This is a genomic window from Amycolatopsis sp. VS8301801F10 (assembly GCF_046195355.1).
Lineage (GTDB): Bacteria > Actinomycetota > Actinomycetes > Mycobacteriales > Pseudonocardiaceae > Amycolatopsis.
This window is the reverse complement of record NZ_CP176065.1, coordinates 6,526,824-6,541,034: the sequence shown is the minus strand read 5'-3', so window position 1 is coordinate 6,541,034 and position 14,211 is coordinate 6,526,824. Positions and strand designations below refer to the sequence as shown.

1 protein-coding gene is annotated in these 14,211 nt (G+C 73.4%); it reads left to right on the top strand.

Going from position 1 to position 14,211, the window contains the following annotated elements:
• Positions 1-40 precede the first annotated feature (40 nt).
• Positions 41-14,209: an SDR family NAD(P)-dependent oxidoreductase gene (locus tag F9C11_RS30500; protein ID WP_409180799.1), complete on the top strand. Its 14,169-nt coding sequence runs from the start codon at positions 41-43 to the stop codon at positions 14,207-14,209.
• Positions 14,210-14,211 lie beyond the last annotated feature (2 nt).

Here is a 14,211-nt window from a genome sequence, read left to right as displayed (position 1 = left end):
CCGGGACGACGCGGGACGAGCGGGATGGGTGGAAGCGGCGATGAGCGAGAAGGCTGACAAGCTCCTGGAAGCGCTGCGGGCCTCGGTCAAGGAGACCGAGCGGCTGAAGGCGCGCAACCGGGAACTCGTCTCGGCGGCTTCCGAGCCGCTGGCCATCGTCGGCATGGGCTGCCGCTATCCCGGCGGGGTGCGCACTCCCGCCGAGTTCTGGGAGCTGCTGTCCTCCGGCGGCGACGCGATCTCGGGCTTCCCGACCGACCGCGGCTGGGACGCCGAGGGCGTCTACGACCCGGACCCGGACAACCCGGGAACGTCCTATGTGGTCGAAGGCGGGTTCCTGCGGGACGCGGCGAGCTTCGACGCCGAGTTCTTCGGGATCAGCCCGCGCGAGGCGCTGGCGATGGACCCGCAGCAGCGGCTGCTGCTGGAGATCTCGTGGGAAGCGCTGGAGGCCGCCGGGGTCGATCCGGCCGCGCTGCGCGGTTCGCGGACCGGCGTGTTCATCGGCGTCGCGCCGGGGGACTACGTCACGCATCCCTCGCTGCAGACCTCCGAGGGACTGGCCTGGCACCTGATGACCGGCGGCGCGGCCAGCGTCATGTCCGGCCGGATCTCCTACCTGCTCGGCTTGCAGGGGCCGGCGGTTTCCATCGACACGGCTTGTTCTTCTTCGCTGGTCGCGCTGCATCTGGCGGCGCAGGCGGTGCGGTCGGGGGAATGCTCGATGGCGCTGGCGGGCGGGGTCACCGTGATGGCCTCGCCGAGCGGGTTCGTCGGCTTCTCCCGGCAGCGCGGTCTCGCCGAGGACGGCCGCTGCAAGGCGTTCTCCGCGGACGCGGACGGCATGGGCATGGCCGAGGGCGCCGGGATGGTGCTCGTGGAACGGCTGTCCGACGCCCAGCGCGCCGGGCACCGGGTGCTGGCCGTCCTTCGCAGCAGCGCGATGAACCAGGACGGCGCGTCCAACGGCATGACCGCGCCGAACGGGCCTTCGCAGCAGCGGGTGATCAAGGCCGCGCTGGCCGGGGCGCACCTCTCGTCCGCCGACGTGGACGTGGTCGAGGCGCACGGCACCGGCACCACGCTCGGCGACCCGATCGAGGCTCAGGCCCTGCTGGCCACCTACGGCCAGGACCGGCCGGAAGACCGGCCGCTGCTGCTGGGCTCGGTGAAGTCCAACATCGGGCACACCCAGCAGGCCGCCGGGATCGCCGGGGTGATCAAGCTGGTGCTCGCGCTGCAGCACGGCGAACTGCCGAAGACCCTGCACGCGGAAAAGCCCTCGCCGCACGTGGACTGGACCGAAGGCCACGTCCGGTTGCTGACCGAGCGCACGCCGTGGCCCGCGGGCGGACGTCCTCGCCGGGGCGGGGTTTCGTCGTTCGGGCTGAGCGGCACCAACGCGCACGTCATCCTGGAGGAAGCGCCCGCCGCGCCTCCCGCGCCGGTCGAACGGCCGGAGCCGGTGCTCGGCACCGGAGCGGGCGCCGCGTGGGTGCTGTCCGGGCGGACGCCGGAAGGCCTTGCCGGGCAAGCGGACCAGCTGCGCGAGTGGGTGCTCGCGCGGCCGGAGCTGTCTCCGGCGGACGTGGGCTGGTCGTTGGCGACGACCCGGTCGGTGTTCGAGCATCGCGCGGTGGTGACGGGCGAGTTCGCGTCGGGGTTGAGCGACCTGGCGGCGGGTTCGCCGTCGGGCTCGGTGGTGACCGGGGCCGCGCGGACCGGGGTGCGTCCGGTGTTCGTGTTCGCCGGTCAGGGTTCGCAGTGGGTCGGGATGGGGCAGGAGCTTGCGCGGTCGAGTGCGGTGTTCGCGGCGCGGCTGACGGAGTGCGAGCGGGCTTTGGAGTCCTTTGTGGACTGGAAGCTGTCCGAGGTGCTCGAAGGCGAGCTGGAGTCGGCGGACGTCGTGCAGCCTGCGTTGTGGGCGGTGATGGTGTCGTTGGCCGCGGTGTGGGAAGCGGCGGGGGTTTCGCCGCGGGCGGTGGTCGGGCATTCGCAGGGTGAGATCGCGGCGGCGACCGTTGCCGGGATGCTGTCCCTTGAGGACGGTGCGCGGGTTGTTGCGCTGCGGTCGAAGTCGTTGAAAGCCCTGGCGGGTCTGGGCGGCATGCTGTCGGTGAGCGCGGCGGCCGATGTGGTGGAAGAGCGGATCGCCAAGTGGGGCGAGAAGCTGGCGTTGGCTGCGGTGAACGGTCCGGCTGCGGTGGTCGTTTCGGGTGAGCCGGAGGCGTTGGCGGAGCTGAAGTCCGAATTGGACGCTGAGGGTGTCCGGGCGCGGATGGTGGCGGTGGATTACGCGTCGCATTGCGCCCAGGTGGAGCGCCTTGAAGCGGAGATCCGCGCGGTGCTGGCGGGAATCGAGCCGCGGCGGGGCCGGGTGCCGATGGTGTCGGCGATGTCCGGAGAAACCCTGACCGGCGAGGAGCTGGACGCCGGGTATTGGTACGAGAGCCTGCGCGCGCCGGTCGACTTTGAACGCGCGGTGCGCCTCCTCGCCGAGCAGGGGCACAATGTCTTCCTCGAGGTGACCCCGCATCCGGTGCTGCTGGGCGCGATGAACGACACCCTGGGCGACACCGCCGCGGTGTGCGGCACGCTGCGCCGCGACGACGGCGGCAGCGCGCGGATGCTCGCTTCCTTCGCCGAGGCTTTCGTGCACGGGGTCGCGGTGGACTGGACGCGGGTGCTGCCGTCCGGGAACCGGGTGGAACTGCCGACGTATGCGTTCCAGCGGGTGCGGTTCTGGCCGTCGGAGGCCGCGCCGGCGCCGGGCGGCGACGCCGTGTCGCTGGGCCTGGGCGCGGTCGGCCACCCCTTGCTCGGCGCGGCGGTGGAACTCGCCGGCGGCGCCGGTTTGGTCTGCACCGGCCGGCTGTCGGTCCGCACTCATCCGTGGCTGGCCGATCACCGCGTCGGCGGCGTGATCCTGTTGCCTGGCACCGGTTTCGTGGAGATGCTCCTGCGGGCCGGGGAGCAGGCGGGCTGCGGCGTGCTGGAAGAACTGACCTTGCACGCGCCGCTGGCGGTGCCCGCCGAGCAGGGCGTGCAGGTGCAGGTCATCGTGTCCGAGGCGGGCCAGGACGGACGGCGCGCGGTCGAGGTGTTCGCCCGCCGCGACGACGCGGGCGAAGGCTGGACCCAGCACGCCAGCGGCACGGTGGCCCCCGCCGGGCCGGGCGAAACCCACGACGAGGAACTGGCCTCCTGGCCGCCGCGGAACGCCACTCGCGTCGAGGTCGACGGCCTCTACGAGGCTCTGGCCGACGCGTCCTACCAGTACGGCCCGGCTTTCCAGGGCGTGCGCGGAGTCTGGCGGCGCGGCGACGACGTCTTCGCCGAAGTGTCGTTGCCCGAGAGCATGGTCGAGCAGGCGGGCACGTTCGGCCTGCATCCCGCGTTGCTCGACGCGGTCCTCCAGGCCAGCGTGTTCGCCGGCGGCCCCGACGCGGAGGTCTCCGGCGAGGTACGGCTTCCGTTTGCCTGGACCGGAGTGGAGCTGTTCGCGGGCGGTGCGTCCGTGCTGCGCGCGCGGCTGCGCCGGGACGCGAGCGGCTCGCTGTCGTTCGTGGCGGCGGACGTCACCGGCGCGACCGTCGTTTCGGTGGGGTCGTTGCGCACCCGTCCGGTGGCGGCGGACCAGGTGAGCGTCGCCGACCCGGTGGTGCGGGACGCGCTGTTCGCGGTGGAGTGGGCGGAGATCGGCGAGACGGCTCCCGCCGACGAGGCTTGGGCAGTCGTGGGGGAGGACCGGTTCGGCGTCGCCGAGGTCCTTCCGGCCGAGTCCGTTCCGGACCTTTCCGCGCTGGCTGAGACGGTGCCGGGCGTGCTGGTGGTCTGCGCCGGCGGCGCCGGGGACGCCGACCCGCCCGCATCCGCGAGGCGGGCGACCGCCGAAGTGCTCGACGTGGTCCAGCGGTGGCTGGCCGACGAACGGCTCGAAGCGGCGCGCCTGGTCGTGCTGACCCGCGGCGCGGTGGCGCCGGTGCCCGGTGAGCGGGTGCGCGATCTGGCCGGGGCCGCGGTCTGGGGTCTCGTGCGGTCGGCCCAGTCGGAGAACCCCGGACGGCTGGTGCTGGCCGACGTCCTCGACGACGCGGGCCTCGCGCGGCTCGCGTCCGTTGTGGACAGTGGCGAGCCGGAGGTGGCTGTTCGCGGCGGTGTCGTGTTGGGGCGGCGGTTGACGCGTCCGTCCGGTGATCTCGCGGTGCCGGAGGGGTTGTGGCGGCTGGAGCCGGACGAGAACGGGTCCCTCGACGGGCTCGTGCTGGCTCCGGTGGCCGACGCGGCGTTGGAGCCGGGCCAGGTCCGGGTGGGCGTGCGGGTCGCGGGCCTGAATTTCCGGGACGTGCTGATCGCGTTGGGGATGTATCCCGGCGGAGGGGTGCTGGGCGGCGAGGTCGCGGGCCGGGTGCTGGAGGTCGGGCCCGGGGTGACCGGGTTCGCGGTGGGCGACCGGGTGCTGGGCATCGTCTCCGGCGGTTTCGGCCCGGAGGTGATCGCCGACGCGCGCCATCTCGTCGGCATCCCGGACAGCTGGTCCGAAGTGGACGCCGGTTCGGTGCCGGTGGCGTTCCTGACGGCTTGGTACGCGCTGGTCGAGTTGGCGGGTGCGCGGCCTGGGCAGCGGGTGCTGGTGCATGCGGCCGCGGGCGGCGTGGGGATGGCGGCGGTGCGGATCGCGCGGCATCTGGGGTTGGAGGTTTTCGCGACGGCCAGCCCGGCGAAGCATGGTGTGCTGGCTGGGTTGGGTCTGGACGCGGATCATATTTCTACGTCGCGCGGTGTTGAGTTCGAGCGGGATTTCCTTGCTGCGACTGATGGTCATGGTATGGACATCGTGGTGAACTCGCTGGCGGGCGAGTTGGTGGATGCGTCGCTGCGGTTGCTGCCGCGAGGCGGTTCGTTCGTGGAGATGGGCCGGACCGATGTGCGGGACCCGGCGAGCATTCCCGCCGGAGTGGTGTACCGGCCGTTCGATCTGGCGGAGGCCGGGCCGGAGGGCCTGCACGAGATGCTGGTGCGGGTGGTCGAGCTGATGGCCTCGGGCGTGCTGGCGAAGTTGCCGGTGCGGGTGTGGGACGTGCGGCGGGCGCGGGAGGCGTTCCGGTTCATGTCGCAGGCCAAGCACACCGGCAAGATGGTCTTCACCATTCCGGCGGCTTCGGCGGCGGGGTCGGCCTCCCGTTCGGCGTTGATCACCGGCGGCACCGGGACGTTGGGCGGTTTGGTGGCCCGGCACTTGGCGTCGACCGGGCGTGCGGACGAGGTGGTGCTGATCGGTCGTTCCGGTCCGGGTGCGCCGGACGTCGCCGTGCTGGCGGCGGAGTTGGCGTCGTTGGGCGCGGCGGTGCGTGTGGTCGCTTGTGACGCTGCGGAGCGCGAGGATCTCGCCACTGTGCTGCGTGGGGTGCCGTTGCTGAAGACCGTGGTGCACACGGCGGGTGTGCTGGACGACGCGACGATCGCGTCGCTGACGTCCGAGCGCGTGTCGACGGTGATGCGGCCCAAAGTGGACGGTGCGTGGAATTTGCACGAGCTGACGCTGGACCGGGAGCTGGACGAGTTCGTGCTGTTCTCCTCGGCGGCGTCGACGTTCGGCGCGGCGGGGCAGGGGAACTACGTCGCGGCGAACTCCTTTTTGGACGGTCTCGCGGCGGACCGCCGGGCGGCGGGGCTGCCGGGAACCTCGCTGGCGTGGGGGATGTGGGCCGAGACCAGCGCTCTGACCGGGCAGCTCAGCGACGCGGAACGGTCCCGGATCAACCGGGGCGGCGTGGCGGCGCTGAGCGCGCAGGACGGTCTCGCGCTGTTCGACCGCGCGGTGTCGCGCGACGAAGCGGTCCTCGTGCCCGCGCTGCTGAACGTCGCCGGATTGCGGGCGCAGGCAGCCAAGGGCGGCGAAGTCCCGCCGGTGTGGCGGGCATTGATCACCGCCAGGCCCGGTCGTCGGACGGCGGCGTCGGAGGCCGGCGCCGGTTCGTTGCGGCAGCGGCTGGCCGGACTGTCCGGTCCGGACCGGGAACGCGCCCTCGTCGATCTGGTGCGCACCCACGTGGCGGCGGTGCTCGGCCACCGATCCCCTGAGGCGATCGGCGCGAACCGGGTCTTCACCGAGCTGGGCTTCGACTCGCTGACCGCGGTCGAACTGCGGAACCGGCTGAACGCCGCCACCGGGCTGCGGCTGCCCGCCACCCTCGTCTTCGACTACCCGACCCTGCTCGTGCTGGCCGGGCGCCTCGCCTCGTTGCTGGCGGACGGCTCCGCGGCGCCGGTGCGCTCGGTGGCGACGCACGCCGCGGCGGCCACCGGCGAGCCGATCGCGATCGTCGGCATGGCCTGCCGGTATCCCGGCGACGTCACCGACCCCGAATCGTTCTGGCGGCTGCTGCGCACCGGGACCGACGCGGTCGCCGGGTTCCCGGACGACCGCGGGTGGGAGACGGTCTACGACCCCGACCCGGACAGCGTGGGCACCCTCTACACCCAGTCCGGCGGCTTCATGGCCGACGCCGCCGGCTTCGACGCGGGCTTCTTCGGCATCAGCCCGCACGAGGCGCTCGCCATGGACCCGCAGCAGCGGCAGCTGCTCGAAGTCTCCTGGGAGGCGATCGAGCGGGCCGGGATCGACCCCGGTTCGCTGCGCGGCAGCCAGACCGGCGTGTTCGTCGGCGGCTTCGCTTCCGGCTACGGGATGACCCTCGGCGCGGGCGCGGAGGGCAGCGAAGGCCACGCGACCACCGGTTTCGCCACCAGCGTGCTGTCCGGCCGGATCTCCTACACGCTCGGCCTCGAAGGCCCGGCGATCACCGTGGACACCGCGTGCTCGTCGTCGCTGGTCGCGCTGCACCTCGCGGTCCAGGCGATCCGGGCGGGGGAGTGCTCGCTGGCCCTCGCCGGCGGCTCGACGGTCATCGCCACCCCGGACGGCATCGTCGGGTTCAGCCAGCAGCGCGGTTTGGCGGCGGACGGCCGGTGCAAGGCGTTCTCCGCGGAAGCCGACGGCATGGGCTTCGCCGAGGGCGCGGGCGTCGTGGTGGTGGAGCGGCTTTCGGACGCGCGGCGCAACGGGCATCAAGTGCTGGCCGTGGTGGCTGGCAGCGCGGTGAACCAGGATGGCGCGTCGAACGGTCTGACGGCGCCGAATGGTCCTTCGCAGCAGCGCGTTATTCGTGCGGCGTTGGCGAATGCGGGTGTTTCGGCGTCCGAGGTGGACGTGGTGGAGGCACACGGCACCGGGACGACGCTGGGCGATCCGATCGAGGCGCAGGCGTTGCTGGCGACGTATGGCCGGGATCGGGATCGTCCGCTGTGGCTGGGTTCGGTGAAGTCGAACATCGGCCACACCCAAGCGGCGGCTGGCGTGGCGGGCGTGATCAAGATGGTGCTGGCGTTGCAGCATCAGGAGATTCCGCGCACGCTGCACGTCGAAGAGCCTTCGCCGCATGTGGACTGGGAGTCCGGCGCGGTCCGGCTTCTGGACGCCCCGGCTCCGTGGCCTTCCGGCGACCGGGTGCGCCGCGCCGGTGTTTCCTCGTTCGGCATCAGCGGCACCAACGCGCACGTCCTGGTCGAGGAGGCCCCCGCCGCGGACGACGCCGAGACCGAGGCGGTCCCGCCGTCCACGGCGGTCGAATCCGGCGGAATCGGCGCTTGGCTGGTTTCCGGGCGGACGGCGGACGGCCTGGCGCGCCAGGCCGAGCGGCTGCACGGCTGGGTGCTCGACCGGCCAGAGCTGTCTCCGGCCGACGTGGCCTGGTCGCTGGCCACCGCCCGGTCCGCGTTCGAACATCGCGCCGTCGTCGTCGGCGACCAGGCCGCTCTGCGCGCGGGCCTGCGCGACCTCGCCGACGGCGTCCCGTCCGGCTCGACGTCCGCCGGAGTGGCCCGCGACGACGTGCGCCCGGTGTTCGTCTTCGCCGGTCAGGGTTCGCAGTGGCTTGGCATGGGCGAGGAACTCGCGCGGTCGAGTGCGGTGTTCGCGGCGCGGTTGGCGGAGTGCGAGGCGGCGTTGGAGTCCTTTGTGGACTGGACGTTGTCGGAGGTGCTCGCCGAGGAGCTGACCTCGGCGGATCGGGTGCAGCCTGCGTTGTGGGCGGTGATGGTTTCCCTTGCCGCCGTCTGGGAAGCGGCTGGGGTGCGGCCGGACGTGGTGGTCGGGCATTCGCAGGGCGAGATCGCGGCGGCGACGGTTGCCGGGATGTTGTCCATTGAGGACGGTGCGAAGGTTGTTGCGCTGCGGTCGAAGTCGTTGAAGGCGTTGGCGGGCTTGGGCGGCATGTTGTCGGTGAGTGCCGCTGCCTCTGAGGTTGAGGAACGGCTGAGCCGGTGGGATGATCGACTCTCGCTGGCGGCTGTGAATGGTCCGGCTGCGGTGGTGGTGTCGGGTGAGCCGGAGGCGTTGGCGGAGTTGAAGTCCGAATTGGACGCTGAAAGCATCCGGGCGCGGATGGTGGCGGTGGATTACGCCTCGCATTGTGCGCAGGTGGAGAGCCTGGAAGCGGAGATCCGCGCGGTGCTGGCGGGGATCGAGCCGCGCACGGGCCGGGTGCCGATGGTGTCGGCGATGTCCGGAGAAACCCTGACCGGCGAGGAGCTGGACGCCGGGTACTGGTACGAGAGCTTGCGTGCGCCGGTGATGTTCGACCGGGCGATCCGGACCGTCGCGGGCGACGGGCACCGGATGTTCATCGAGGTCACTCCGCACCCGGTGCTGCTCGGCGCGATGACGGACACCCTGGACGAGGTGGTCGCCGCCGCGGGCCCGGGCGCGGCGCCGGGCGTCGTGTGCGGCACGCTCCGCCGGGACGACGGCGGTGCGGCGCGGTTGCTGACCTCGTTCGGGGAAGCTTTCGTGCACGGTGCGCCGGTGGACTGGGCGGCGGTGCTGCCGTCGGGCACCCACGTGGACCTGCCGACCTATGCGTTCGGCCACGTGCGGTACTGGCCGAAGCCCAGTGGCGGCCGCGCCGGTGACGCGGTCTCGCTGGGCTTGGCCGCCGTGGATCATCCCTTGCTGGGCGCGGCGGTGGAACTGGCCGGCGGCGCGGGCCTGGTGTGCACTGGCCGGTTGTCGGTGCGCACGCATCCGTGGCTGGCCGACCACGTCGTGCACGGGGTGCTTCTGTTGCCGGGCACGGCGTTCGTGGAACTGGCGGTGTTGGCCGGCGACCAGGTGGGCTGCGGCCTGCTGGAAGAGCTGACTTTGCAGTCTCCGCTGGTTATCCCGGCCGAAGGCGGCGTGCAGGTCCAGGTGGTGCTGGGCGCCGCGGAGGACGGGCGTCGGACCGTCGAGGTGTTCGCGCGCCGCGACGACGCGGGCGAGGACTGGACTCAACACGCCAGCGGCACGGTCGCCGCGGCGACGACCGCGGAGACCCGGGACCCCGAGCTGGCCGTCTGGCCGCCCCGCGAGGCCACTGCAGTGGACATCGACGGGATGTACGCCGACGAAGGCCCGTACGGCTACGGCCCGGCCTTCCGCGGCCTGCGCGCGGTCTGGCGTCGCGGTGAGGATGTCTTCGCCGAGGTCGCGCTCCCCGACGGGCTCGACGCGGAAGCGTTCGGCCTGCACCCCGCGCTGCTCGACGCGGTGCTGCACGCCAGCGCGCTGACCGGCACCGCCGAATCCGGCGAGGTGCGCCTGCCGTTCGCGTGGACGGGAGTGCGGCTGCACGCCAGCGGGGCGTCGGCGCTCCGGGCGCGGTTGCGCCGGGACCGCTCCGGCGCGCTGACCGTGACGGCTGCCGACCCGGCCGGGGCCGCGGTGCTCACGGTCGACTCGCTGATCACCCGCCCGCTCGCGACGGATCAGCTGACCGTCGCCGGACCCGGCGCGGCGGACGCGTTGTTCGCGGTGGAGTGGTCCGCGATCGGCGAAGCGCCCGCGCTCGCCGGGGACTGGGCTCTTCTCGGGGCCGACCGGTTCTGCCTCGCCGACACGCTCGCGCTGCGGTCCTTCGCGGACCTGCCCGCGCTGATCGCGGCGGAGAACACTCCCGACGTGGTGCTGGTCTGCGTCGGCGGCAAAGACCCAGCCGACCCAGCCGAGGCGGCGCGCCAGGCCACGGTGGACACGCTGAACCTGCTCCAGTCGTGGCTGGCGGAGGAACGGCTGGAGCGGACGCGGCTGGTGCTCCTGACCCGGCGGAGCCAGGCCGTCGAGCCCGGCGAGCGGATCGGCGATCTGGCCGGTTCCGCGGCGTGGGGACTGGTGCGGTCCGCACAGGCGGAAAACCCCGGCCGGGCAGTGCTGGCCGACCTGGCCGACGGCGCCGCCGCCGCGCTCCTGCCGTCCATTGTGGACAGCGGGGAACCGGAACTGGCGGTCCGGGGCCGGCTCGCCTACGCGCGGCGGCTCGTCCGTCCGAGCGGCGCCCGGCAAGCGGCGGCGCACCCGCCGGTCGCGGGCGCCGCCTTGGTGACCGGCGGCACCGGAACCCTCGGCTCGCTCGTCGCCCGGCATCTGGCGGCCACCGGACAGGCCGACGCGGTGGTGCTCACCAGCCGGTCCGGTCCCGCGGCCGCGGGAGCGGCCGCACTGGCCGCCGACCTGGCCGAACGTGGCGCCGGAGTGGCCGTCCTCGCCTGCGACGCGGCGGACCGGGCCGGACTGGCCACCGTGGTCGCCGCGATCCCGGAGCTGGCCTCCGTGGTGCACACCGCCGGTGTGCTCGACGACGCGACGATCACTTCGCTCACCGAGTCCCGGGTGGACACCGTGCTGCGGCCCAAGGCGTTCGCCGCCTGGCACCTGCACGAACTCACCCGAGACCGGAACCTCGCGCGCTTCGTGCTGTTCTCCTCGGCCGCGGCCGCCTTCGGCGTGGCCGGGCAGGGCAACTACGTGGCCGCCAACGCTTTCCTCGACGCCCTCGCCGCCGACCGGCGCGCGGCCGGCCTGCCCGCCACGTCCCTCGCCTGGGGCATGTGGGCCGAGGTCAGCGGCCTGACCAGCACGCTCACCGACGCCCAGCGCGCCAAGATGGCCCGCGAGGGCGGCGCGCTCAGCGCCGACGAGGGCCTGGCGTTGTTCGACGACGCGCTCGACCGGGCCGAGGCCGTCCTGGTGCCCGTGCGTCTCGATCTCGGCCGGATGCGGACCCAGGCGGCCCGCGGCGGCGAGGTCGCGCCGTTGTGGCGGGCGTTGCTCGGCGGCCCGGCCCGCCGGAGCGCTTCGTCCGGCTCGGCGGGCGCGGATTCGCTGCGCGAGCAGCTCGCCGCGCTGTCCGCACAGGACGGGCACGAGGTGCTGCTCGGCCTGGTGCGGACCCACGTCGCCGCGACGCTCGGGCACGCGACCGGCGAAGCGGTCGATCCGGGACGGGCGTTCACCGACCTGGGCTTCACCTCGCTGACCGCGGTGCAGCTGCGCAACCGGCTCAGCACCGCCACCGGCCTGCGGCTGCCCGCGACCCTGGTCTTCGACTACCCGAACCCGACCGCGCTCGCGGTGCGGCTCGCCGAACAGCTCGGCGGGGTCTCCGCGGGCCCGGCCGCGCCGGCCGGCGCCGGCGGGACCGCCGGCCACGAGCCCATCGCCATCGTCGGGATGAGCTGCCGGTTCCCCGGCGGGGTCGACAGCCCGGAGGAGTTCTGGCGGCTGCTGGACGGCGGCGAGGACGTCATCTCGGCGTTCCCCTCCGACCGCGGCTGGGATCTCGGCGGCCTGTACGACGCGGACGCCGCGCACACCGGCACCTCCTACACCCAGGCGGGCGGCTTCCTCTCCGACGCCAGCGGCTTCGACGCCGCGTTCTTCGGGATCAGCCCGCGCGAGGCGCTGGCGATGGACCCGCAGCAGCGCCTGCTGCTGGAACTGTCCTGGGAGGCGTTCGAACGGGCCGGGATCGACCCGGTCTCGTTGCGCGGCAGCCGGACCGGGGCGTTCGTGGGCGGCTACCCCTCCGGCTACGAGCAGAGCGTGCTCGCCGAGGAGGGCAGCGCCGACCTCGAAGGCCACCTGATGACCGGCATCGCCACGAGCATCCTTTCCGGACGGCTGGCCTACACGCTGGGCCTCGAGGGCTCCACGATGACCGTGGACACCGCGTGCTCCTCCGCGCTGGTGGCCCTGCACCTGGCCGCGCAGGCACTGCGCAGCGGCGAATGTTCGATGGCGCTGGCCGGCGGGGTCACGATCATGGCCACGCCGGGCACGTTCGTCGAGTTCTCCCGCCAGCGCGGGCTGGCGCCGGACGGCCGGTGCAAGGCCTTCGCGGCGGGCGCGGACGGCACCGGATTCGCCGAGGGCGCGGGGCTGCTCGTCCTGGAACGGCTGTCGGACGCGCGCCGCGCGGGGCATCCCGTGCTCGCGGTCGTCCGGGGCAGCGCGACCAACCAGGACGGCGCCTCCAACGGCCTCACCGCGCCGAACGGCCCGGCGCAGCAACGGGTCATCCAGGCGGCGCTGGCGAACGCGCGCCTCACTGCGTCCGAAGTGGACGCTGTGGAGGCGCACGGCACCGGCACCTCGCTGGGCGATCCCATCGAGGCGCAAGCGCTGATCGAGACCTACGGGCAGCATCGCCCGGCGGAGCGGCCGCTGTGGCTGGGCTCGGTGAAGTCCAACATCGGGCACACGCAGGCGGCCGCGGGCGTGGCCGGGGTGATCAAGATGGTGCTCGCCCTCCGGAACCAGCGCCTCCCGCGGACCCTGCACGCGGACGAGCCCTCGCCGCACGTCGACTGGTCGGCGGGCGAGGTGCGGCTGCTCACCGAACCGGTGTCCTGGCCCTCGGACGGACGGCCCCGGCGAGCCGGGGTGTCCTCGTTCGGGATCAGCGGCACCAACGCGCACGTGATCGTGGAGGAAGCCGCGGCCGCGGCCGAACCGCCGGAGCGCTCCGGCGCCCCGGCGGCGGTGCCGTGGGCGCTGTCCGCGCGGACCGGGGAAGCGGTGCGGGCACAGGCCGCGCGGCTGCGGGCGCACTTGCTCGACCGGCCGGACGCTGACCTGGTCGACGTCGGTTTCTCCTTGGCTCGCACCAGAACGGTCTTCGGCCACCGCGCCGTCGTCGTCGGCCGCGACCGCGACGGCCTGCTCGCCGGGCTGTCCGCGCTCGCCGGCGGCACCCCGTCGCCTGCGGTGCTGACGGGTGCCGCGACCGACCGCAAGACGGTGTTCGTCTTCCCCGGCAAGGGATTCGGGCCGCTGGCCGAGCTGATCGACGAATCGCCCGCCTTCGCGGCGAGCATCGCCGAGTGCGCGCGGGCGCTGTCCGCCGAGCTGGACGAAGCGGTGCGCACCGGCTCGGACCGGCCGGAAGTCCTTTGGGCCGTGCAGGTTTCGCTGGCCGAGCTGTGGCGTTCGGCGGGCGTGCGCCCGGCAGCTGTCGCCGGGCAAGGGATCGGCGAACTCGCGGCCGCGACGGTGGCGGGGGAGCTGACCCTGGCCGAAGCGGCGGCGTCGCTCGTCGAGGAAACCGCGGCGGAACGGCGTGCGGGAAGCGTCCCGGTTCTCAAGGTGGAAGACCTCGGCGGGTTCGGCGAGTACGTGGAGTTCGGCGCCGAGCGGCTGAGCCCGGCGGAACCGGAGGCCACGGTCACCGCCGCGCTGTCCGGCGCGGAGCCCGGCCTGAGCGCGTTGCTGACCGCGCTTTCCGCGGTGCACGTCCAGGGCGCCGCGGTGGACTGGACCGCGCTGCTCGGCGGCGGGCGGCGGGTGGACCTGCCGACGTATGCGTTCCAGCGCAACCGGTTCTGGCCTGCCCCGCCCGCGGTGCACAAGCAGGTTCCGGGGGAACGCGAGTTCTGGGCCGCACTCGACGGCGGAGACCTGACGGCACTGTCCGAAGTGCTCGGCGCGGCCGGGCAGTTGAGTGCCGAAATGCCGCTTTCCGCGGCGCTGGAACGGATTGTCGCCTGGCGCGGCGCCGGCGCCGCGCCAGGCGGGGAAACCGCGGCGGAACGGCAGTGGCTGCCGCTGCTGGCGGGGAAAACCGAGGCGGAGCGCCGGGAAGCGCTGCTCGGACTGGTCCGCGAGGAGATCGCCGGCGTGCTCGGCTACGAGTCGGTCGACGAGGTCGGGCCGAGCACGGACATCTTCGATCTGGGCGCGACGTCGATGTCGGCCGTTCAACTGCGCGAGAGGTTCGACGCGCGCACTGGTCTTAAGCTGCCCGAGGGTTTCGTCTACGACAACTACCTGCCGGAAGCCATCGCGGACTTCCTGGCGAAGGAACTGCACGACCCCGCCGGTTCGGCGGGGTAGGC

Excerpts from the sequence above, each read along its gene's own strand:
- F9C11_RS30500 (WP_409180799.1), top strand. The coding sequence starts at position 41 with ATGAGCGAGAAGGCTGACAAGCTCCTGGAAGCGCTGCGGGCCTCGGTC.